At 74.1% G+C, this 21,527-nt stretch carries 16 protein-coding genes and 2 pseudogenes; 11 read left to right on the top strand and 7 right to left on the bottom strand.

Annotation, left to right across the window (positions count from 1 at the left end; all coding sequences use genetic code 11):
• The first annotated feature begins 65 nt into the window (after positions 1–65).
• Positions 66–914, top strand: a complete 849-nt coding sequence (locus ACQEU6_RS44870; RefSeq protein ID WP_499339900.1) for an ATP-binding protein — start codon at positions 66–68, stop codon at positions 912–914.
• A 4-nt stretch (positions 915–918) separates the two neighbouring features.
• On the opposite strand, the gene ACQEU6_RS44865 is transcribed toward ACQEU6_RS44870, so the two are convergent.
• Positions 919–2,349: an MFS transporter gene (locus ACQEU6_RS44865; protein ID WP_499339899.1), complete on the bottom strand. Its 1,431-nt coding sequence runs from the start codon at positions 2,347–2,349 to the stop codon at positions 919–921.
• Positions 2,350–2,456: 107 nt separating this feature from the next.
• Here ACQEU6_RS44865 and ACQEU6_RS44860 point away from each other — a divergent pair, with 107 nt between their 5' ends.
• Together ACQEU6_RS44860 and ACQEU6_RS44855 are read left to right on the top strand one after the other, a co-directional pair.
• Complete coding sequence (locus ACQEU6_RS44860; RefSeq protein ID WP_499339898.1) at positions 2,457–3,089, top strand: TetR-like C-terminal domain-containing protein; 633 nt, start codon at positions 2,457–2,459, stop codon at positions 3,087–3,089.
• A gap of 69 nt (positions 3,090–3,158) precedes the next feature.
• Positions 3,159–4,400, top strand: a complete 1,242-nt coding sequence (locus tag ACQEU6_RS44855) for an alpha/beta hydrolase family protein (protein ID WP_499339897.1) — start codon at positions 3,159–3,161, stop codon at positions 4,398–4,400.
• Here the strand turns inward: ACQEU6_RS44855 and ACQEU6_RS44850 are convergent.
• A complete protein-coding gene (locus ACQEU6_RS44850; RefSeq protein ID WP_499339896.1) occupies positions 4,390–5,451 on the bottom strand; it encodes a mechanosensitive ion channel family protein in 1,062 nt (353 codons plus the stop codon). The genes ACQEU6_RS44855 and ACQEU6_RS44850 overlap by 11 nt on opposite strands.
• A gap of 166 nt (positions 5,452–5,617) precedes the next feature.
• On the opposite strand from ACQEU6_RS44850, the gene ACQEU6_RS44845 reads away from it, so the two are divergent.
• Positions 5,618–7,291 (top strand): CocE/NonD family hydrolase, encoded by a 1,674-nt coding sequence (locus ACQEU6_RS44845; protein WP_499339895.1) that lies wholly within the window; start codon positions 5,618–5,620, stop codon positions 7,289–7,291.
• On the opposite strand, the gene ACQEU6_RS44840 is transcribed toward ACQEU6_RS44845, so the two are convergent.
• On the bottom strand, positions 7,272–7,727 hold the full coding sequence (locus ACQEU6_RS44840; protein WP_499339894.1) for a peroxiredoxin: 456 nt from the start codon (positions 7,725–7,727) through the stop codon (positions 7,272–7,274). The two genes, ACQEU6_RS44845 and ACQEU6_RS44840, sit on opposite strands and share 20 nt — an antisense overlap.
• Before the next feature lie 224 nt (positions 7,728–7,951).
• Here ACQEU6_RS44840 and ACQEU6_RS44835 point away from each other — a divergent pair, with 224 nt between their 5' ends.
• From ACQEU6_RS44835 to ACQEU6_RS44825, 3 genes are all read left to right on the top strand, one after another.
• On the top strand, positions 7,952–9,202 hold the full coding sequence (locus ACQEU6_RS44835; protein WP_499339893.1) for a glycosyltransferase: 1,251 nt from the start codon (positions 7,952–7,954) through the stop codon (positions 9,200–9,202).
• A gap of 97 nt (positions 9,203–9,299) precedes the next feature.
• A complete protein-coding gene (locus tag ACQEU6_RS44830) occupies positions 9,300–12,251 on the top strand; it encodes a helix-turn-helix transcriptional regulator (RefSeq protein WP_499339892.1) in 2,952 nt (983 codons plus the stop codon).
• Between the two features lie 297 nt (positions 12,252–12,548).
• Positions 12,549–13,376, top strand: a complete 828-nt coding sequence (locus tag ACQEU6_RS44825; RefSeq protein WP_499339891.1) for a nitroreductase/quinone reductase family protein — start codon at positions 12,549–12,551, stop codon at positions 13,374–13,376.
• 10 nt (positions 13,377–13,386) lie between these two features.
• Here the strand turns inward: ACQEU6_RS44825 and ACQEU6_RS44820 are convergent, their stop codons facing one another.
• Both ACQEU6_RS44820 and ACQEU6_RS44815 read right to left on the bottom strand, forming a co-directional pair.
• A complete protein-coding gene (locus ACQEU6_RS44820; RefSeq protein ID WP_499339890.1) occupies positions 13,387–14,451 on the bottom strand; it encodes an NAD(P)H-dependent amine dehydrogenase family protein in 1,065 nt (354 codons plus the stop codon).
• On the bottom strand, positions 14,448–15,245 hold the full coding sequence (locus ACQEU6_RS44815; protein WP_499339889.1) for an SDR family oxidoreductase: 798 nt from the start codon (positions 15,243–15,245) through the stop codon (positions 14,448–14,450). The genes ACQEU6_RS44820 and ACQEU6_RS44815 overlap by 4 nt, the downstream gene beginning before the upstream one ends.
• A gap of 153 nt (positions 15,246–15,398) precedes the next feature.
• Between ACQEU6_RS44815 and ACQEU6_RS44810 the strand changes: the two are divergent.
• Together ACQEU6_RS44810 and ACQEU6_RS44805 are read left to right on the top strand one after the other, a co-directional pair.
• Positions 15,399–16,097, top strand: a pseudogene (locus ACQEU6_RS44810) (class III lanthionine synthetase LanKC N-terminal domain-containing protein); the annotation flags it as partial.
• Positions 16,098–16,242: 145 nt separating this feature from the next.
• Positions 16,243–16,683: pseudogene (locus ACQEU6_RS44805) on the top strand (ATP-binding cassette domain-containing protein); the annotation flags it as partial.
• Between the two features lie 282 nt (positions 16,684–16,965).
• Here ACQEU6_RS44805 and ACQEU6_RS44800 read toward each other — a convergent pair.
• Positions 16,966–17,565: a response regulator transcription factor gene (locus ACQEU6_RS44800; protein WP_499339888.1), complete on the bottom strand. Its 600-nt coding sequence runs from the start codon at positions 17,563–17,565 to the stop codon at positions 16,966–16,968.
• A 286-nt stretch (positions 17,566–17,851) separates the two neighbouring features.
• The gene (locus ACQEU6_RS44795) at positions 17,852–18,805 is read right to left on the bottom strand and encodes an ornithine cyclodeaminase family protein (RefSeq protein WP_499339887.1); all 954 of its coding nucleotides are present in this window, start codon (positions 18,803–18,805) and stop codon (positions 17,852–17,854) included.
• A gap of 255 nt (positions 18,806–19,060) precedes the next feature.
• Here ACQEU6_RS44795 and ACQEU6_RS44790 point away from each other — a divergent pair, with 255 nt between their 5' ends.
• On the top strand, positions 19,061–20,134 hold the full coding sequence (locus tag ACQEU6_RS44790; RefSeq protein ID WP_499339886.1) for a S1 family peptidase: 1,074 nt from the start codon (positions 19,061–19,063) through the stop codon (positions 20,132–20,134).
• 288 nt (positions 20,135–20,422) lie between these two features.
• Positions 20,423–21,478: a S1 family peptidase gene (locus ACQEU6_RS44785; protein WP_499339885.1), complete on the top strand. Its 1,056-nt coding sequence runs from the start codon at positions 20,423–20,425 to the stop codon at positions 21,476–21,478.
• The last annotated feature ends 49 nt before the right edge of the window (positions 21,479–21,527 follow it).

Here is a 21,527-nt window from a genome sequence, read left to right as displayed (position 1 = left end):
CCCGCCCGGCCCCATGTTTCAGCGTGACCGATTGGGCACGATTCATGAGGACGGACGGAGATGATGTGGAAATCACCATGGACCTCGTGCTTCCGCGGGACGTGGCGAGCGTTCCGGCGACGCGCAAGCTCCTGGACGCGGCACTGGCCGCGCTCGGCGTGGAGGACCACATCCGCGACGACATCGAGATGATGCTGACCGAGGCCTGCACCAATGTGATCAAGCACGCCGAGCACGGGGCGGACTACACCGTGCGCGCGATGATCCAGGACCGGCGCTGCGTGATCAAAGTGGTCGACTCGGGCACGGGCTTCGACGCGGCGCGCGTCCCGCCCCCCGACCCGGCCGCGGAGCAGGGGCGCGGCCTGATGATCATGAGGGCGCTGGCCGACGACGTCCGGTTCGCCTCGTTCCCCGAGGACGGGGCGCTGGTCGCGCTGGAGAAGCGCCTGGCCTATGGGGAGGACAGCCTGGGCGGGCTCCTCACCGCCGACAGCGAGGTCCCGCTGGAGGACGGCCCCCGGCCCGGCTCGGACGAACTCGCGGCCCGGCTGTTCGAGATGGCCCGGGCCGGCGACACCCGTGGCATCCTCTCCCACGTCAACGACGGGGTGCCGGTGAACCTGTCCGACCACAGGGGCGAGACCCTGCTGATGCACGCGGCCTGCCACGGGCATCCGGAGACCGTCCGGGCGCTCACGCTGCGCGGCGCCGACCCGGACCGCGCGGACGACCGCGGCCACCGCCCTCTCACGGGCGCGGTGTTCAAGCGGGAGACCGAGGTCGTGCGGGTGCTGCTGGAGGCGGGGGCCGACCCGCGGGCGGGGACGCCGTCGGCCGCCGACACGGCGCGGCTGGTCGGCGACACCGAACTGCTCGCGTGGTTCGAGGAGGTCGCTCCCCCGCCCGCCTGAGCGCTCAGCGCCGGACGCGCAGCACCAGCAGCGCCACCAGCAGCGCGGCCGCGGCGAACGCCACGCCGGTCGCGAACGCCGCGTCCATGCCGTGGACGGTGTCCGCGAGCCCGCGGCCGGACGCGGCGGACCCGTAGGCCGTCACCATGACGGCCGAGCCGAGGGACCCGCCCGACCACAGCATGGTCTGCGCGATTCCGGCCGCCGCGCCGGACTGCTCCGGCTCGACGCTGCCGAGGATCGTCGCGTTCAGCGGCAGGATCGACAGGCCGCCGCCCGCGCCCATCAGGACGAACGGCGCCAGCAGCGCCTCGGCGTAGCCGTCCCCGGCGGAGAGCCGCGACAGCCACAGCAGCCCGGCGCCGAGCAGGACCGCCCCGGCGACGACCAGGGGGCGGGCGCCGACGCGCGCCATCAGCCGCGGCGCGGCCCGCACGACGGCGAACTGCATGCCCACCATGGGCAGGAACGCGGCGCCGGCGCGCAGCGGCCCGTAGCCGAGCACCTGCTGCAGGTACTGGGTCAGGAAGAAGAACGCGCCGAACAGGGCGGCCGCCAGGCACAGCTGCGTCAGGTAGGACGCGGCCCGGTCGCGTCCGGTCAGCAGCCACAGCGGCATGAGCGGGCGGCGGGCGCGGGCCTCGACGGCCACGAAGGCGGCGAGCAGCGCGGCCGCCGCCCCGAACGCCGCGACCGCGCGGCCGTCGTCCCAGCCGTCCGACCCGACCCTGATCAGCGCGTAGACGAGGGCCGTCATGCCGGCCGTGGAGACGGCGGCGCCGAGGACGTCGAACCGGCCGGGGCGGCGCTCGGTCTCGACGAGGACGCGCGGCGCGGCCAGCGCCAGGACCAGGCCGACCGGGACGTTGACGAAGAACACCCACCGCCACGACCCGGCCTCGGTCAGCACCCCGCCGACGATCATGCCGACGGCGGCGCCCGCGCCCGCCACGGCGGAGAAGACGCTCAGCGCGCGGATCCGGGCGGCGCCCTCGAAGTTCGTGGCGATCAGGGCCATCGCGCTCGGCGCGGCGACGGCGGCGGCGACGCCCTGGGCGGCACGGGCGGCCAGCAGCCACCAGCCCGCGTCGGCGAACCCGCCGGCCAGGGACGCCGCGGTGAACAGCACGATCCCGGCGGTGAAGGCGCGGCGGCGCCCGAACACGTCCCCGGCGCGCCCGCCGAGCAGGAGCAGGCCGCCGAATGCGAGCATGTAGGAGTTCTGGATCCAGGCGAGGTCTCCGGTGCTCAGGCCGAGGCCCGCCCGGACGTCCGGGAGCGCGATGGTGACGACGGAGGTGTCCAGGCCGACCATGAGCTGGCAGCCGACGATGACGGCGAGGACGGTTCCTGCACGATGATGGAGGGGCGGCGCGGCCGGTCCGGGAGGTGTCGACTCCCGGGGTGCGGCCGTCCGCCCGCTGGATGCGGTCAAGGCGAACCTTTCCACAAATAAGGAACGGCGAAGTACACTATGTGGGGAACGTACCACCGATGCGCACTTAAGAGAACGCTGGCGTTCACTATTTTCGGGATCGTGCCGTGACCCGTGCGAACTCCGGTGCCCCCGCCGGCGCGGGGGCCTCCGCCCACACCGCGCCCCCGGCGACCCGCCGCCGCGGCGGGGACCTGGAGGCCGCGATCTTCGACGCCGTGTTCGCCCAACTGGAGGCGGTCGGCTACCCCGGGCTGACGATGGAGGGCGTCGCCGCCGCGGCCCGCACCGGCAAGGCCGCCCTCTACCGGCGCTGGCGCTCCAAGAACGAGCTGATCAGCGACGCGCTCAAGCACGTCCTTCCCGAGCCGCCGACCGCGCCGGGGACCGGGTCGGTGCGCGAGGACATGCTGGGGATCCTGCGGCACCTGCGCGACACGCTGCTCGCCTGCCGCGACGCGGCGTTCCGGGTGCTGAGGGAGGAGGGCGAGGAGGGCGCCGGCCTCGTCCACGACGTGGTGCGCGCCCGGCTGTCCCAGCCCGTCCGCGACCTGCTCTACGAGGCGCTCCGCGAGGCCGCCGCGCGCGGGGAGATCCGGCCGGAGACCGCGACCCGGCAGATCGCGAACGTGGGCCCGGCCGTGATCGTGTACCGCAACCTCACCGAGGGCGGCCCGATCACCGACGACGGCCTGGCCTCGATCGTCGACGAGATCCTCATGCCGATCGTGCGCCCCTGACGAAGGTCGGGGTGCGCGGCGGCCGTTCGACCATGATCGGGAGGGGTCCGCGGCCGGAAGGCTGAGGGGATGCGATCACCTGTGTCCCTCCGCCTGCTCGCGGCCGCCGCCGTCCTGCCCCTCGCGCTGTCCGCGTGCGGCGCCACCGCCCGCGCGGCGAAGACCGGCGCCACCGCGCCCGCCGCGTTCGCCCTCCCCCGCCCCACGGGCCCGCACCAGGCCGTCGGGACGACCGAACTGCACCTTGAGGACGCCGGGCGCGCCGACCCGTGGGTGCCCGGCCGGACCCGCGAGCTGATGGTCAGCGTCTGGTATCCGGCCGCCCGGGACTTCGGGCCGAGGGCCCCGTATCTGCGTCCCGGGGTCGCGAAGGCGCTCTCTGAGGTCGACGCGCTCGGCGTGTTCAAGGCCGGGACGGTCGACTGGGCGGGGGCCCGGACCCACGCCGCCGAGGGCGCCCCCGCGGACGCGCGGCGCGCGCGGCCCGTCGTCCTCTACTCCCCCGGATTCGGCGTCCCGCGCGCGCTGGGCACCACGATCGCCGAGGAGCTGGCCAGCCGCGGGTACGTGGTGGTGACCGTGGACCACACCTACGAGACGGCCCCGGTCGAGTTCCCGGGCGGGCGGGTCGAGCTCCAGCGCCTCCCGCCGCAGGGGCCGCAGCGGCTGAAGATCGGGCTGGACGCGCGGGTGAAGGACGCCCGCCTCGTCCTCGACCGGCTCGCCGCCCTGCGGGCCGGCCGCAACCCCGACGCCGAGGGGCGGGCCCTGCCGGCCGGCCTCGGCCGGGCCCTGGATCTTTCCCGTGTGGGCATGGTCGGGCACTCCGCGGGCGGCATCGAGGCGGCCGAGGCCATGCGCACCGACCGGCGGGTGGGCGCGGGCATCGACATGGACGGCACCCTGCAGTACGCGGAGAACGACTACGTGCGGGTAGCCGAGACCGGCCTCGACCGCGCGTTCATGCTGATGGGAGCCGCTTCGGGCGGCTCGCCGCAGACGCACCTGACGAGCCCGTCCTGGGGATCGTTCTGGAACCGCTCGACCGGCTGGAAGCGCGACCTGAACGTGCCCGCCGCGAGCCACTACTCCTACACCGACGTCCAGGCCATGCTGCCGGCGCTGGACGGCGAGCTCGACATCCCCGCCGAGGACCGCGCCGCCCTCATCGGGACGGTCGACCCGGAACGGATGACGGCGTCGGTGCGGGCCTACGTCGCCGCGTTCTTCGACCGGGCGCTGCTCGGGCGGCACCGCCCGGTCCTCGACCGCCCCTCGCCCCGCCACCCCGACGTCCGGTTCATTCGCTGAGCAGGCCGTGCGCGCCCTCGCCGTCGGGCAGGATGAGCTGGCGGCGGGGGTAGGGCATCTCGATGTGCTCCTTGGCGAAGCGGCGGTGCAGCCGCTTGACGAACTCGTGCTTCAGGCGGAACTGGTCGCCGAACTCGTCGGTCCGCAGGATCACGGTGAAGCCGATCGAGGAGTCGCCGAAGGTGTGGAAGCGCACCAGCGTCTCGGTGTCCTTCACCCCGCCCTGGACCTCGTTCATGACCTCCTGGCCGACCTCCACGACCACGCTCTCGACGTGCTCCAGGTCGCTCTCGTAGGCCACGCGGGCCTGGATGAGCAGCGACATGTCCTCCGCGGGGCGGTGGTAGTTGGTGAGGATCGTGTCGGAGAACCGCTGGTTCGGGATGACCTCGATGTTGTCCGACAGCGTCCGTATGGAGGTGTTGCGCCAGTTGATGTCGACGACATACCCCTCCTGGCCGCTGCTCAGCTTGATGTAGTCGCCGGGCTCGATCGTCTTGGACGCCAGGACGTGCACGCCCGCGAAGAGGTTGGCCAGCGTGTCCTGGAGGGCGAGCGCCACCGCGAGACCGCCCACGCCCAGGGCGCCGAGCAGCGGCGAGATCGAGATCCCGAGGCTCTGCAGCATCACCAGGACGCCGACGCCGATCACCAGGACCCGGGTGATGTTGGCGAAGATCGTCACGTTGGCCGCGACGCCCTGCCGGACCATCGCGATCGAGGTGACCGAGCCCGCGATCAGGCGGGCCAGCGCCAGCGAGACGACGAGGATGGCGGCGGCCGTGAGCGCCTCCGCGGTCACGGCGAGCGTTCCCCGGGGCAGGTCCAGGGTCCGGGCCGCGCCCCACAGGCCGAGCAGCACCGAGACGGGCACCGCCAGGTCCTTGACCAGGCGGGCGGCCAGGTCGTCCCACGCCCACCGGGTGTCGCCCGCCCGCCGGAACAGCCGGCCGGTCAGCAGCCGCAGGATCACCGCGATCCCGACCGCGACCACCAGTACGGCGGCGGCGCCCACCACCCGATGCCAGCTCAGATCGCCCAGGTCAGCCATGACGGGGAAGACTCCTCCTCGGTCCGGGGGCGCACGACGCCGCCAGCGATATTTCCGTTTTGCGTGGTACGAGTCCCCGATCGTAGTGAAGTCCCGGGGCACTGCGAGGCACATCACGGCACATCTGGCTCCAAGGCCCGGCGACCTGCCGGTTACGATCGATCAAGTGGTGAGCGTGGGAATGATGCGCCGGCTCGGGGTCACGGCGCTGGGACTGCGGAACGGCCCCCACCGGGTGACGGTCGAGCGCGACCTGGAGGTGCCGGCCGCCGACGGCGTGACGCTGCTGGCCGACCGGTACTCGCCCGCCGGCGTCGAGAAGGCGCCGACGGTGCTGGTCCGCTCGCCCTACGGGCGGCGCGGGCCGTTCGGCCTCATGTGCGGGCAGGGGTTCGCCTCGCACGGCTTCCAGGCCGTCGTGCAGAGCGTGCGCGGCGGCTTCGGGTCCGGCGGCGTCTTCGAGGCGCTGGACGAGCGGGAGGACGGCCTGGCCACCATCGAGTGGCTGACGTCGCAGCCCTGGTTCGGCGGAACGTTCGCCATGCACGGCCCGAGCTACCTCGGCTACGTCCAGTGGGCCGTCGCCGCGGAGGCCGGACCCGAGCTGAAGGCGCTGTCGATGCAGGTCACGGCGTCCACCTTCCGGGACGCCGTCAACGTCGGCGGCACCTTCGCGCTGGAGTCGGCGCTCATCTGGGTCGACCTGACCGCGCGGATGAAGAGCTCCCTGTCGGGCATCACGACCGGCATCATGTCGCCGCGCCGCGCCCGCCGCGCCACCCTGTCGGGGCGCCCGCTGGCCGAACTGGACCGGCTCGCGACCGGCGAGCAGCAGCGCTTCTTCCAGGACCTGCTCGTCAACGGCCCCGACACCCCCTTCTGGGACAAGCGCGACTTCAGCACCACCGTGTCGCAGGTCACCGCCCCGGTGAACATGACCGGCGGCTGGTACGACATCTTCCTGCCCTGGCAGATGAAGGACTACGCGGCCCTGCGCGCCGCCGGGCGGCGCCCCTACCTGACGATCGGCCCCTGGTTCCACGCCGACCAGCGCATGATGCGCGGCTCGGTCGCGGACGCGATCGCGTGGTTCCGCGCCCACCTGCTGGACGACCCGTCCGGCCTGCGCGCGCAGCCCGTCCGGCTCTTCATCACCGGCGCCGACGAGTGGCGCGAGTTCCCCGACTGGCCCGTCCCCGGCATGCGCGAGGAGCGCTGGCACCTGCACCCGGCGGGCGCCCTGTCACCCGACGGGCCGCCGGAGTCCGATCCCGACGGCTACCGCTACGACCCGAACCACCCCACGCCGTTCCTCGGCGGGCCCACCCTGCTCGGCGAGACGCACCCGTCCACCGACCAGAAGCGCCTGGAGCGCCGCCGGGACGTGCTGACCTACACCTCGGGCGTCCTGGACGAGGACATGGAGCTCATCGGCCCGGTCACCGCCGACCTGCACGTCCGCTCGAACCGCGAGCACACCGACTTCGTGGTGCGGCTCTGCGACGTCACCCCCGAGGGCGAGTCGCTCAACCTGTGCGAGGGCATGCGCCGCCTCGTCCCCGGCACCCCGGAGCCCGGGGAGGACGGCGTCCGCCGCGTCGCCGTCGAGCTCTGGCCGCTCGGCCACCGCTTCCGCCGGGGGCACCGCGTCCGCGTGCAGGTCTCCAGCGGCGCCTACCCCCGCGTGGCCCGCAACTCCGGAACCGGCGACCCCATCGGCACCGCCACCGAGATGCTCACCGCCGACCAGGAGATCTTCCACGCCCCCGGCCACCCGTCCTCGATCACGCTGCCGATCGTCGGCCGACCGGGCGGCCGGGTCAGCCGCGGCGGGCCCTGAGGGCCTCCAGCGCCTTGTCCGCATGGGTGTTCATGCGGACCTCGCTCTTGACCACCGCCAGGACGCGGCGGTCGGTGTCGATGACGAAGGTTTGGCGCCTGGTCGGCATGAGGGCCACGGAGCGCTTGACCCCGAAACGCGCGCGGACCTCGCCGGACGGGTCGGACAGCAGCGGGTAGCCGAGCGAGTGCCTGTCGGCGAACTCCTTCTGCTTGCCGACCGGGTCGGCGCTGACCCCCACCGCGCGGGCGCCCGCCTCGGCGAGCTCGGCGACCACGTCGCGGAAGTGGCAGGCCTCGGCCGTGCAGCCGGGGGTCATGGCCGCCGGGTAGAAGAACAGGACCACCGGGCCCTCGGCCAGCAGGCCGGTCAGGGTGCGCGGTTCGCCCGTCTCGTCCGGGAGCTCGAAATCGTCGACGACATCACCGGGTTTCATGGGTCGAACCTAGCCGAGCGGTGCGGCGCGCCCCGGACCGAGGCGGTGCGCCTCCCGTCCGAAAATCATCGCCGCAGGTGAGCCGCCCCGCGGAGCGACCCCGGGGTGGGTATTCCGTTTCGCCAGGTTTGACGGAGAGGGGGGAGGGATAGGAAACTGACCGAGCAGGTGTCTACGACGCAGATACCTCCGAGCTTCCCCTGTGTAGTCCCGGAGGATCCGTCATGCATCGCCCGCTTCACATTGCTCTGGTGTCCGCCTCCGACCTTGACGGCGAGCACCTGCAGTCAGTCCACGTCCGGGATCTCGCTCGTTCCCTCACCCGTCCGCTGGTCGCCGACGGTGAGCCGAACCAGGTCACGGTCTACACGCGCCGCCAGGACAGGTCCGCCCGCGGTCGCGTCCGGCTCGCGCCGGGCGCCGCCCAGGTGAACCTGGACGCCGGGCCCCCGCGCCCGCTGTCGGACGACGAGCTGCTCCAGCACCTTCGCGACTTCGCCGACGGCCTGCGCCGCCGCTGGTCCGGCTCGGCGCGCCCCGACATCGTGCACGCGCACGGCTGGATCGGCGGCCTGGCCGCCTGCGCCGTCGCCCGCGAGCTCGGCATCCCCTTCGTGCAGAGCTACCACGGCGTGGCCGCCGTCGAGCGGCAGGCCGGACGCCAGGTCCACCCCCACCGCGACCGCCTGGAGAAGGCCATCGGGCGGGACGCCGACCTGGTGATCGCCGGGCATGCCGAGGAGGCCACCGCGGTCGTGCGGACGGGCGTCCCGCGCCCGTCGGTCTCGGTCGTCCCCTACAGCGTGGACTCCGAGCACTTCGCACAGGTCGGCCCGGCGATGCCGCACGGCGACCGCCCCCGCATGGTGCTGGTCAGCGAGGACCTCGGCGCCGACGCCGAGACCGCGCTGCGCGCCCTGGTGCACGTCCCCGACGCCGAGCTGGCCCTCGCCGGCGGCCCGGAGCGCGAGGAGCTGGAGAACGACTCGGCCGTCCACCGGCTGCGGCTGCTGGCCAAGGAGCTGCACGTCGCCGACCGGGTCGTCTTCCTCGGGCGGCTGCCCCGCAAGACCATGCCGAAGCTGCTGCGCACCGCGAGCCTCGCGCTCTGCCTGGCCCCGCACCAGCCGTCCCCGACGGCGCCGCTGGAGGCCATGGCCTGCGGCGTCCCCGTGGCGGCGACCCCGGTCGGCGGCAACGCCGACGAGGTTCTGGACCACATCACCGGCATCCACGTCCCGGCGGGCCGGCCGGTCGTGATCGGGCGGGCGATCCGGCAGCTGCTGTCGGAGGACACCACCCTGCACGGCTACTCGATCGCCGCCGGGGACCGCGCCCGCTCCCGCTACTCCCTGGAGCGGATCGCCGCCGAGACGCTGCGCGCGTACCTGAAGGTGCTGCCCGTCCCGGAGCCGGAGCCGGAGGAGGACGGGGCGGAGCACGAGCCCGGCAAGACCCCCGCCCTCGTCAGCTGACCACACCCGCCCGCGGGCCCCGGACCCTCCCGGTCCGGGGCCCGTCCACGTCCCCCCGGATGGAATACTCGATCGGGATGACCAGAAAGGGCAGTTCGTGCTGATCGGCAGGGCGGGGGAGCTCGCGGCGCTGACCGCCGCGCTGGACCGCGCCGCCGCGGGCGGCGCGGGCGTCGTGCTGGTCAGCGGGGACGCCGGGGTCGGCAAGACGCACCTGGTGTCCGCGCTCACCGCCGCCGCCCTCGACCGCGGCTGCGCAGTGCTCGTCGGGCAGTGCGCCGAGCTGGGCGAGAGCATGCCCTACCTGCCGCTCACCGACGCCCTGTGGGCCGCCGCGCACACCGACGCGCCGGAGGCCGGCGAGGTCCGCGCCGCGCTCGACGCCCGGCCCGCGCTCGCGCGCCTGCTGCCCGACGGCGAGGGCGGCCCCGCCGCGGGATCCGAGCTCGGCCAGCAGCAGCTGTTCGGCGCGGTGCTCGGCCTTCTCGGGGAACTCGGCGACGCGCGGCCCGTGCTGCTCGTCCTGGAGGACCTGCACTGGGCCGACCGGTCGACGCGGCACCTGCTGACGTTCCTCAGCCGCGTCCTGCAGCGCGAGCGGGTCTGCCTCGTCGGGACGTACCGGTCCGACGACCTGCACCGGCGGCACCCGCTGCGGCCCGTGGTCGCGGAGCTGCTGCGGCTGCCGAACGTGACGGGCGTCGAGGTCCGCCCGTTCGGGCGGGGCGAGACGGCCCGGTACCTCGCCGAGCTGGCGCGCGGGTCCGCCCCGGTCACGGCGCGGACCGTCGAGCGGGTGCACCGCCGGTCGGAGGGCAACCCCTTCTACGCCGCCGAGCTGTACTCCTCGGGCCTGGACGCCCGCGACGACGGCGCGGCCGGGCTGCCGTCCGCGCTCGCCGACCTGCTGCTGTCGCGGATCGAGCGGCTGTCGGACCCGGGCCAGCGCGTGGTGCGGGTCGCGGCCGTGGCGGGGCGCCGCGTCGACGACGAGCTCGTCCGGGTCGTGGCGGGGCTCGACGAGGCGACGGTCGGCGAGGCGCTGCGCGAGGTGGTGTCGCACCAGCTGCTCGTCCCGTCCGGCGCCGGGTACACGTTCCGGCACGCGCTGCTGCGCGAGGCCGTCTACGCCGATCTGCTGCCCGGCGAGCGGACCCGGCTGCACGCCGACTTCGCCCGGCTCCTCGCCGGCCTCCCCGACGGCACGCGCGGGTCGGCGGCCGAGCTGGCGCACCACAGCCTCGCCGCGCACGACCTGCCCGCCGCGTTCGCCGCGTCGGTCCGGGCGGGCCGGGAGGCCGACCGCCTCGCCGCGCCCGCCGAGGCGTACGAGCACTACGACCGGGCGCTGGAGCTGTGGGACGCCGTCGCCGACCCGGAGGCCGCCGCCGGGACGGACCGGATCCGGCTGTCGCTGGCGGCGGCCCAGGCGTCCGCGCGGGCCGGCGAGCTGCGGCGGGCCGTGCACCGGCTGCGCCGGGTGCTGGCCGCGGCCGATCCCGCCGACGTGCGGCTCGGCTGCCTGCTGCGCGAGCACCTGGCCGGCTACCTCGGCGACATCGACGAGGACGCCGAGTCGCAGGCGGTGGCGCGGGAGGCGGTGGCGATGCTGCCGGCCGACCCGCCGACCGTGGAGCGCGCCGACGCGCTCGCCACCTACGCCCGGACGCTGATGTACCGGGACGCGGCCGGGGAGATGCCCGGGTACGCCGAGCGCGCCATCGAGACGGCGCGCGAGGCGGGCGCCACCGGCGCCGAGGCCAGCCTGCTGGTCACGCTCGGCCTGTACCGCGAGTCGCGGGAGGCCGACACCGGCGTCGCGGAGGTGTTCGCCCGCGCCCACGAGCTGGCCGCGGCGGCCGGCGACAGCTCCATGATCGCGATGCGCGCCGCCTTCCACCACGCCCGGACGAAGTTCGACCGCGGCGACCTCGCGGGCGCGGCCCGCGCCGCCGACGCGGGCGTGAAGTTCGCCGTCGACAACGGGATCGTGTGGAGCACGTTCGGCATCGTGCTGCGGTCGCTGCGCTACCTCGTCCACTACACGTCGGGGAACTGGGCGGAGGCGGGCCGGCTCGCCGACGAGTTCGCGGTGCAGGTCGGCCGCGCGCCCGAGGGCCAGGTGTCGGCGTACGCCCTGTTCCTGGAGGTCGCGCAGGGCGCCCCGACGGTCGAGGAGCGGCTGCGCTGGATCACTCCGCTGTGGGGGCAGGACGGCTTCGTCAACTATCTCGCCCGCGGACTCGCCGCCGAGCACGCGCTGTGGCACGGCGACCCGGACACGGCGGCCGAGCACATCCGCGACGTCGTCGACACCGTCTACATCCAGACGGTCGGGGCCATCCGCATCGCGGCGACCGGGCTGTGGGCGGAGGCCGACCGGGCGGCCCGCGCCCGCGCGGCCGGGGACGAGGAGGCGCTGCGGGCGGCGCGGGAGACCGGCGACGCGCTCCTGCGGATCGCGCGCAGCGTCGTCGCGGTCAACGTCGACGGGGAGCCGCGCGCCTGGCTCGGCTGGGAGGGGCAGGGCTGGCTGGCCCGCGCCGAGGCCGAGCGCCGCCGCCTGGACGGCGTCCACGACGTGGAGCTGTGGCGCCGGACGGCCGAGCTGTTCACCTACGGCGACGCCGACGGCGGGTTCGTCTACGAGGTGGCGCGGTCGCGGTGGCGGCTGGCGGAGGCGCTGGCCGAGAACGGCGACCGGGACGAGGCCGCCGAGCAGTGGCGGGCGGCCGTGCGGTCCGCCGAGCGGCTCGGCGCCCGGCCGCTGCTGGCCGCGCTGCGCGACCTCGGCGCCCGCGCCCGGCTCGGGACCGGCCGCGCGGGCGCGGCGCCGCGGAGCGGGCCGTCCGGTCCGCTCGCCTCCCTCACCGGGCGGGAGCGGGAGGTGCTGAAGCTCGTCGCCGAGGGCCGCAACAACCGGGAGATCGCGGCGGCGCTGTTCATCTCCCCCAAGACGGCGAGCGTGCACGTGTCGAACATCCTCGGCAAGCTGAACGTCTCCAGCCGCACCCAGGCCGCCGCCGTCGCCCACCGCGAGGGGATCTGATCTTGCGATGGCGCAATGAGCGCCGGTAATGTGCATTTCGTGACTGCCGGGTCGGCCATGGGCCACGAGCGAGTGAGGTTCCCGGCCTCCGAGTGAGGCCGGGGCGGGCGCGAGGCCCGCCTCCTCCACTTCCCTTTTCCGTTTCATCCTCCACGCGCGCAGCGCGCCATCGTCCGCGCGCAACGCGACGTCATCCGGCATGCCCGCGCCTTCGGCGTGCCCTTTCACCACCCTTTCCAAGCCACGGCCGCGCGTCCTATCCGCGGTCTATTCGTCATGCCCGAAAACAGGAGACAAATGGATTTCAACCAGCAGGTCATCGAGGAGTTCCGCGCGAACGGCGGGCGGGTCGGCGGCCCGTTCGAGGGCGGGCGGCTGCTCCTGCTGACCACGACCGGGGCGCGGACCGGCGCCCCGCACACGACGCCGCTCGGCTACCTGCCCGACGGCGTGGGGCGCGTCCTGGTCATCGGCTCGGCCGGGGGCGCGCCGAGGCACCCGGCCTGGTACCGCAACCTGGTCGCGAACCCGCGCGTCACGGTCGAGAGCGGCGCCTTCGCCTACGAGGCCGACGCGGTCGTCCTGGACGGCGAGGAGCGCGACCGCGCCTTCGCGCGGGCGGCCGAGGCCGACCCCGGCTGGGCCGGGTACGAGGAGAAGTCGGGGCGGACGCTGCCCGTCGTCGCCCTGGTCCAGGCCGCCGCCGGGCCGCCCTCCGGGCCGGGGACGCCCGGCGCCATGCTGGTCGCGGTGCACGACGCGTTCCGCGGGGAGCTGGAGCTGATCCGCAGGGAGGTCGCCGCGTCCGGGGCCGCCGTCGGCGCCCAGCTCCGGGTCACCTGCCTGACGATGTGCCAGGGGCTCGGCCACCACCACATGGGCGAGGACCAGCAGATGTTCCCCCTGCTGGAGCGGCGCCACCCCGAGCTCGCCCCGGCGCTGGCGGAACTGAGGGACGAGCACGCGACGATCAGCGCGCTGCTGGAGGAGTTGCGCCGCGTCCTCGCCGCCGGGGACTCCGCGTCGCTGCTCGCCGAGGTCGACCGGCTCGCGGCCGCGCTGGTGGCGCACCTCGACCGCGAGGAGGAGCGGCTCCTCCCGCTCCTGGACGCGCTGGAGTTCTGAGGGGCGCGGGCTAGAGGAGCCCGCGGCCCGGGATCAGCGGCAGGTCCAGGGCGGTGAGCAGGCCGGGCGGCGCCTCGACGACGGCGGGGACGGCGTTGACGAGGCGCATCGCGGTGGCCTTCAGGCCCGCGGTGTTGTGGTCGCCGTCGGTGCCGAGGAGCCGCAGGTCCACCGTGTAGTTCGGCTCGCCGCGGACCTCGACGCGGTAGCAGCCCGCGCCTGCGGGCTGCGGCCAGTCGGGGGCGAGGTCGTCGCGGAGCCGGGTGACGTGCTCCAGGACGACGACGGCCTCGCCGCCGCGCATCCCCCGCACCTCGAACCGCAGGGCGGCGGCCGTGCCCTTCTCGATGGTCCCGGCGGAGACGGCGAACGTCTCGGGCGCGGGCAGGCGGGTGTGCCATTCGGCGATCTCGTCCAGCTCGACGCCGAGGCCGGCGGCGATCTGCCGGACGACGCTCCCCCACGCCATGGTGAGGACGCCGGGTCGCAGCAGCATCGGCGCGCCGTCCAGGGGGCCGCCGAAGCCCATGATGTCGAACAGGACCGTGGCCTGGTCGTAGGTGGCGTAGTTGAGGATCTCCATGCAGCGGACCTGGTCGATGCGCTCGCTGATGCCGGTGACGGCGAGCGGGAGCACGTCGTTGGCGAAGCCGGGGTCGATGCCGTTGACGAAGAGGGACGCGCCGCCGGCCCGGGCCGCCTCCCGCACCGGGTCGGACATCTCGGGCGGGACGACGCCGTCCGGGAACTGCAGGAACACCGGGCTGCTGGAGACGACGTTCACCCCGGCGCGCAGGATGCGGCACAGGTCGTCGATCGCCTCCATCAGCCGGACGTCGGCCATGGAGGTGTAGACGACGCAGTCGGGCCGCAGCGCGAGGAGCGCCCCGGCGTCTCCGGTGGCGGTGACGCCGAGGTCGCGACCGAGGCCCGCCAGGTCGCCGGCGTCCCGGCCGGCCTTGGCCGGGTTGGAGACCCAGACCCCGGCGAGTTCGAGGTCGGGGCGTGCGTCGATGCCGGCGATCGCGTGGCGCCCGACGTTGCCGGTGCTCCACTGGACGACGCGGTAGGTCACAGGTCCTCCAGGCCGAGGTCGAGGTTCGGGGCCTCGATGCCGCCGTCCACGCGCAGCACGCTGCCGGTGACGTAGGCGGAGGCGGGCGAGGCGAGGTAGAGCACCGCGGCGGCCACGTCCTCCGGCTCGCCGACGCGGCGCAGCGGCGTCCTGCGCTCCATCTCGGTGCGCAGCTCGTCGCTGGTCATGACGACGTCGAGCGCGGAGGTCGCGACGGAGCCGACGGCGACGGCGTTGACGCGCACGCGCGGGGCCAGGTCGAACGCCGCGAGCCGGGTGTAGTGGGCGAGGGCCGCCTTGGCGCTGCCGTAGGCCAGGTAGCCGCGGCCCGCGAGCCGCCCCATGGCCGAGGAGATGTTGACGACGCTGCCGCCGTCCGCCTTCAGCAGGTGCGGGACGGCCGCGCGGGTCAGCGCGTGCGCGGTGCCGACGTTGAACCGGAACGCCTTCTCCATGTGCCGGGGCGAGGTGTCCAGGAAGGCGGCGGGCATGGCGCCGCCCATGTTGTTCACCACGATGTCGAGTCGGCCGAACTCGCCCGCGGCGAGGTCCGCCAGCTCGGCGGCGGTCTCGGGGTCGGCGAGGTCGGAGGGGACGACCAGGGCCCGCCGCCCGGCGGCCTCGATCCCGGCGGCGACCTCGTCGAGCTGCTCGCGCGTCCGGGAGGAGATCACCACGTCGGCGCCCGCCTGGGCGAGCGCGACCGCGGTGGCCGCCCCGATCCCCCGGCCCGCGCCGGTCACCACCGCCACCCTGCCGTCGATTCGGAACCGCTCCGAGATCACCGGCGTCACCTCCGGTCCGTCGCCTCGCCGCCCGCACAGCCTACGCAGGAACTAGAACCTGTTTCAATACCGGTGTGACGGGCGGCGCGTGACGCGCGCACGCCGGCGGACGGTACATCTTCACAGGCCATTCATAATGTCCGCCACTAGTCCATTTCCGACATGACCGCAATTCTTTCCCCTGTGCGTTCCGACAACCGGCGCACGAGGAAGGGGAAACCGGCCGTGGACAAGGGGTACGAGCTTTACTGCCTCGCAGACGAGCTCTTCTACGATGCTCCGCCGGTGACCCGCAGCACCGATTTCGACATCACGCGGCGAGAACTCCCGGAGGGTTGGGAAAAGGTCTTCGGAGACGAATGGGTCGTCTACGTTCCGCCGGTCCAGCGCGCCCCCGAACAGGGCTGGAAGGTGCACGTCTCCGGATGTCCGGAAAGCGCGGAGAAGGCGCTTGCCGGCACCTGGGAGTACTGCGCCGCCCGGGGAATCGAGTTCAAGCACCTGCGCGGCCCGGGAACGCTCCGCAGGCGCAACGCCAAGTACGCGCCGCGCGGGGTGAGCGGGAAGCTCGTCACGATCTACCCCGCGGACGAGGACGAACTGGCCGAGGTGCTCACCGGGCTCGGCGCCCGGCTGGGCGGGCTTCCCGGCCCGTACATCCTCAGCGACCTGCGCATCGGCGAGGGGCCGCTGCACGTCCGGTACGGCGGATTCGCGGAGCGCCGGTGCCTGGACGAGCAGGGCCGGCTCGTCCCCGCGCTGCGCGACGGCTCCGGGGAACTGGTTCCGGACCGGCGCGATCCCGTCTTCTCCGTCCCCGGCTGGGTGAGCCTTCCCGCCTGCCTGGAACCGCATCTCCGGGCACGCGGCGCCACGACGACGACCGATCTGCCCTGCCGGATCGACAAGGCCCTCCATTTCTCCAACGGGGGCGGAGTCTACGCGGCGACCGACACCCGGAGCGGCGCGAAGGTGGTCCTGAAAGGAGGGCGCCCCCCTCGAACCCGTGCCCGCCGAGCCCGTGCCGGGGGCGCCGGCGGTGGAGCTGCGCGGCGTGACCTTCGCCTACGGGACCGGCGCGCGGCCGGTGATCGAGAACCTGGACCTGGTGGGCCCGCGCGGCGACCACCTGGCCGTGGTGGGGCCGAGCGGGATCGGCAGGTCGACGCTCGCCGCGCTGGTCGCGGGGCTGGCCGCGCCCAGCGCGGGCGAGGTGCTGGTGGACGGGCGGCCGGCGGGCGACCCGGGCCGCCGGGTGCTCGTCCCGCAGGAGGCGTACGTGTTCGGCGGCACCCTGCTCGACAACCTCGTCTACCACGCCCCGGACGCCGGCCCGCAGGAGGCGGGACGGGCCGTGGACGCGCTCGGGCTGGCGCCGCTCGTCCGCGACCTCGGCGGGTTCGGGGCGCGGCTGGAGCCGGGCGCGCTCACCGAGGCGCAGCGGCAGTGCGTCGCGCTGTGCCGGGCCTACCTCGCGCCGCAGCCCCTCGTCGTCCTGGACGAGGCCGCGTACCGCCTCGACCCGGCCGCCGAGGCGCGGATGGAGGCGGCGTTCGCGCGGCGGCCCGGCACGCTGGTCGTCATCGCGCACCGGATCAGCTCGGCGATGCGCGCCCGCCGCGTCCTGGTGCTGGACGGGACCCGCGTCCACCTCGGCCGGCACGCGGACCTGCCCGCGGTCTGCCCGCTGTACCGGGACCTGATCGGCCGGTGGGAGGACGGCTCACAGTCATCCGGCGTCCTCGGCGATCCGGATGGCCTGGACCCGGTTCTCCGCGCCGATCTCGCGGTTGATGCGGGAGAGGTGGTTGCGGACGGTGCCGATCGTCAGCACGAGGTCCTCGGCGATCTGCGCCGCGGAGGCGCCCCGTGACGCCAGCGTGAGGACCTCGACCTCCCGTTCGGTGAGCGGGCTCTGAGCCGAGCCCAGTTCGATGAAGGCCATGTCGGGGTCGATGACGCGCGCTCCCCCGGCCGCCCGCCGGATCGCGTCCACCGGCTCGCCCGGCGAGGTGTCCTTCAGCACGGGCCCCGCCGCCCGCGCGGCCACCGCGCGCCGCAGGTCGCCGGTCCGGCAGCGGCCCGCCATGAGGACGGTGCGGCACTCCGGGACGGCCTCGCGTAACGCCCGCGCCGCCGTGAAGCCGTCCAGTCCCGGGAGCCCGACGTCGATCAGCGCGACGTCGGGCCGCCGTCTGCGCGCGGTGCGGAGCACCTGCTCGCCCGAGCCGACCGCCGCCACCACGTCGAGATCCTTCACCCGGTCGAACAGCGCGACCAGCCCGCTGCGCAGGAGAGGCGCCCCCTCGGCGAGCAGAATCCGAATCATTTTCGTCTCCAACACGGCCACCCGTCCGTAGCCCGAGAAAGGAACAATCATCGAACGCGCTTCCCCGCGACGTCAGGGCGGCGACCGAGAAGCGATACCGGGGATTCGGTCAGTGCGAAATCGAACTTTCATTTGGTCAACTTCGACAGGCCTCACGACTACTGATGACTTACCGGATGGAGCCAACACTATTCACTGCGTATTGTAAAGACACCGTGGAAACCAGGAATCCAGCGATGGGTATTCCGCCAATTAGCGGTCGTACACCTGATGGGCCCGAACCGGTTCAGCCGAGGAAATCGAACTCCGCGCCAGCGCCCGCGGCGCGGGCCCCGGTGTAGGCCGTCCAGCTCAGCGCGAGGTCCTGCCAGGGCAGCCCGACGGGCGCGTACACCGTGACCTCGCCGTCCTTCACCCGCCCCGGCACCTGACCGCGCATCAGGTCGCGCAGCGTCCCGGCGGCGTGCTCGACCTCCAGGCCCGCTCCCGCCAGCACGCCCATCTCGAGGGCCAGGGGGACGTCGTCGACGACGACGCGGGCGCCCTTCAGCAGGTCGGCCCCCAGTTCGGCCTTGCCGGGCTGGTCCGCGCCGAGGGAGGTGAGATGGGTTCCCGGGGCCACGTCGGCGGCGTGCAGGAGGGGGCGGCGCGCCCAGGTCGCCAGGACGACGATCCCGGCGTCCCGGACGGCGGCCCGCGGGTCCGGCGCCACCGTCGCGGGCGCGTCCAGCCGGGCGCCGTGCCGCGCCGCGAAGTCGGCGGCGCGGCCGGCGTCCAGATCGAAGACGGTGAGGCCGCGCACCTCCCGCAACTCGCCCAGGCCCCGCATCACCAGTTCGGCCTGCGCGCCCGCGCCGATCACCGCGACCGAGCCGGCCGCGGGACGCGCCAGGGCATGGGTGCCGAGCGCGGCGGCGAGGCCGGTGCGCCAGGCGGTCACGGTCGCCGAGTCCAGCAGGGCCAGCAGCTCCCCGGTCTCCCGGTCGTGCAGGCAGACGACGCCGCGCAGCGCCGGGCGGGCGCCGGGGAACTTGGCGTTCACCTTCACGGTGTAGGCGGGGATCCCCTCGACCAGGCCCGGCATCAGCGCCGTCGCGGCGCCCTGGCCCGGCAACTCGGCGATCACCCGGCGGGCGGCGGCCCCGCCGTCCCCGGCGGTGAAGCCGCGGCGCAGCGCGTCCAGGCAGGGGGCGGGGTCGAGCAGCGACTCAAGGATGGAACGGGCCAAGAGGAGCGTCACCCGGCCATCCTTCCGTGCTCCGAGGCGGGCGTCACCCTCGGGAGGGCACCTCCATTGGACCTGGTATCCGGCCCAAAACCGGCTAAACGGGCAGTCCTCCCCGAGGATCGACCACGGAACCCGCACCCATTGTGACAATCCGTAGATGGTCGATTGGTCACTTTCTCGCCTTACAAGGGCGTTCAGAAATCTTCCAGCATGACCCGTGACCTCCGGCGCGTCATTCGGGCGCGCCCAATCCCCCCTGGAGGCAAAGTGAGAATCCGTCCCTCCCGCGTCCGCGGAGCCGCCGTGACCATGGCGGCGTCCGGGCTCGTGGCGACCGCCCTGGCCGCCGCCCCCGCCGCGAACGCGACCCTCGACGCGCCCGACGGGAGCGCCGCGCCCCGGTCCGACACGGGCGCGGTGGCCGCGAAGCTGGCGCAGCGGCTCGGCGACCGCAGCGCCGGCGCCTACGTGGACCGGGCCACGAAGAACCTGGTCGTCACGGTCACCGACGCCGGATCCGCGCAGGCGGTCCGGGCTGCCGGGGCCGAACCGAAGACCGTCGCGCGCAGCGGCGCGGACCTGAAGAAGGTCATGGCCGCGCTCAAGCGCGACGCGACCGTCCCGGGCACCGCATGGGCCGTGGACCCTGCCTCCAACCAGGTCGTCCTCACCATGGACAGCACGGTCGAGGGCGCCGGGCTCGAGAAGGTGCGCAGCGCCGCGAGCAGGCAGGGCGCGGCCGTGCGCACCGCGCGGGTCGCGGGGAAGTTCCGCATGTTCACGGCCGGCGGCGACCCGATCTACACCGGCGGCGCCCGCTGCTCGCTGGGCTTCAACGTCAAGAAGGGAAGCGAGTACTACTTCCTGACGGCGGGGCACTGCACCGAGGCGGGCTCCACGTGGACCGACGAGTCGGGCGGCGCGCTCGGCGGCAACGCCGGCAGCAGCTTCCCCGGCAACGACTACGGCCTCGTCAAGTACGCCTCCGCCCCGGAGGACACGCAGGGCGGCGTCACGGTCGACGGCCAGTTCAAGGACATCACCGGCGCCGCCGAGGCCACGGTCGGCGAGACCGTGACCCGCAGCGGGAGCACCACCGGCGTCCACGACGGGCAGGTCACCGCTCTCAACCAGACGGTGAACTACCAGGAGGGCAGCGTCAGCGGCCTCATCCAGACGACCGTGTGCGCCGAACCGGGCGACAGCGGCGGCCCGCTGTTCGCCGGGTCGAGCGCGGTCGGGCTGACCTCGGGCGGCAGCGGCGACTGCACGTCCGGCGGCGTCACCTTCTTCCAGCCCGTGACCGAGCCGCTGTCGGAGTTCGGGGTCGAGATCTACTAGCGGCCCCTCGGCGGCCCGCCGGAGCTCCCAGGCGGCGGGACGCCGCGCGGGATTCGGCCCTGGTCTTTCTGCCTTTCCGGCTCAAGGACCGGGGCCGAACCTCGTTCTCACCCGAAGGGCGGCGGTCGCCTTTCCCGGACTGACCACGCACGCCGCTCCGAGAGTGCCAACGGGAACGTGCCGAATTGGTCACCTTATGCGTCTTACGTCCGCCTTGACCGTTCTTACACCATGTCGGTGACCTCCGGCGCACCACACGGGTGCGCCCCATCCCCCGTGGAGGCACAAGTGAAGATCCGTCACAGGCGCGTCCGCGCCGCGGCCGTCACCACGACCGCGGCCGGCCTGGTGGCCGCCACCCTGGCCACCGCTCCCACCGCGTCCGCCGCTCCGGCTGCTCCCGCCGCCCCCGCCGCTCCCGGCGACGTCGCCACGTCGCTGGCGCACCAGCTCGGAACCCGCAGCGCGGGCTCCTACCTGAAGGACGGCAAGCTGGTCGTCACGGTCACCGACGCGCAGGCCGCGCAGGCCGTCCGCGCCGCGGGCGCCGTGCCGAAGACCGTCGCGCGCAGCGGCGCGGACCTGAAGAAGGTCGAGGCCGCGCTCAAGCGCGACGCGACCGTCCCGGGCACCGCATGGGCCGTGGACCCTGCCTCCAACCAGGTCGTCCTCACCATGGACAGCACGGTCGAGGGCGCCGGGCTCGAGAAGGTCCGCGCCGCCGCGAGCAGGCAGGGCGCGGCGGTCCGCACCGAGAGCGTCGCCGGAAAGTTCCAGACGCTCACCCGAGGCGGCGAGGCCATCTACACCGGCGGCGCCCGCTGCTCGCTGGGCTTCAACGTCAGGAGGGGAAGCGGCTACGCCTTCATCACGGCCGGGCACTGCACCAACATCGGTTCGACCTGGACCGACAGCTCGGGCCGGACGCTGGGCCGCACCGCCGGCAGCAGCTTCCCCGGCAACGACTACGGCATCGTCACCTACTCCTCGACGCCCACCGACACGCAGGGCACGGTCAGCCTGTACAGCGGCACCCGCGACATCACCAGCGCCGGTAACGCCGCGGTCAACCAGACCGTGTACCGCAGCGGCAGCACCACCGGCCTGCACAACGGCCGGGTCACCGCCCTCAACCAGACGGTGAACTACGCGGAGGGCAGCGTCAGCGGCCTCATCCGCACCACGGTGTGCGCCGAGCCGGGCGACAGCGGCGGCTCCCTGTTCGCCGGGAACACCGCGCTCGGCCTGACCTCGGGCGGCAGCGGCAACTGCTCCTCGGGCGGGACGACGTTCTTCCAGCCCATCACCGAGCCGCTGTCGGTGTACGGGGCGTCCGTCTACTAAACGACCCTCGGAAAGCTCCCCCGCAGCGACGGGCCGCCCCCGCCACGGA

It is taken from the genome of Spirillospora sp. CA-108201 (genome assembly GCF_050936235.1).
In the GTDB taxonomy this organism is placed as follows: domain Bacteria; phylum Actinomycetota; class Actinomycetes; order Streptosporangiales; family Streptosporangiaceae; genus Spirillospora.
Note: the sequence above shows the minus strand (reverse complement) of the source record. Positions and strands in the feature narration are given on the sequence as shown.

Excerpts from the sequence above, each read along its gene's own strand:
- ACQEU6_RS44835 (WP_499339893.1), top strand. The coding sequence starts at position 7,952 with ATGCATCGCCCGCTTCACATTGCTCTGGTGTCCGCCTCCGACCTTGAC.
- ACQEU6_RS44825 (WP_499339891.1), top strand. The coding sequence starts at position 12,549 with ATGGATTTCAACCAGCAGGTCATCGAGGAGTTCCGCGCGAACGGCGGG.
- ACQEU6_RS44850 (WP_499339896.1), bottom strand. The coding sequence starts at position 5,451 with ATGGCTGACCTGGGCGATCTGAGCTGGCATCGGGTGGTGGGCGCCGCC.
- ACQEU6_RS44840 (WP_499339894.1), bottom strand. The coding sequence starts at position 7,727 with ATGAAACCCGGTGATGTCGTCGACGATTTCGAGCTCCCGGACGAGACG.
- ACQEU6_RS44800 (WP_499339888.1), bottom strand. The coding sequence starts at position 17,565 with ATGATTCGGATTCTGCTCGCCGAGGGGGCGCCTCTCCTGCGCAGCGGG.
- ACQEU6_RS44855 (WP_499339897.1), top strand. The coding sequence starts at position 3,159 with ATGCGATCACCTGTGTCCCTCCGCCTGCTCGCGGCCGCCGCCGTCCTG.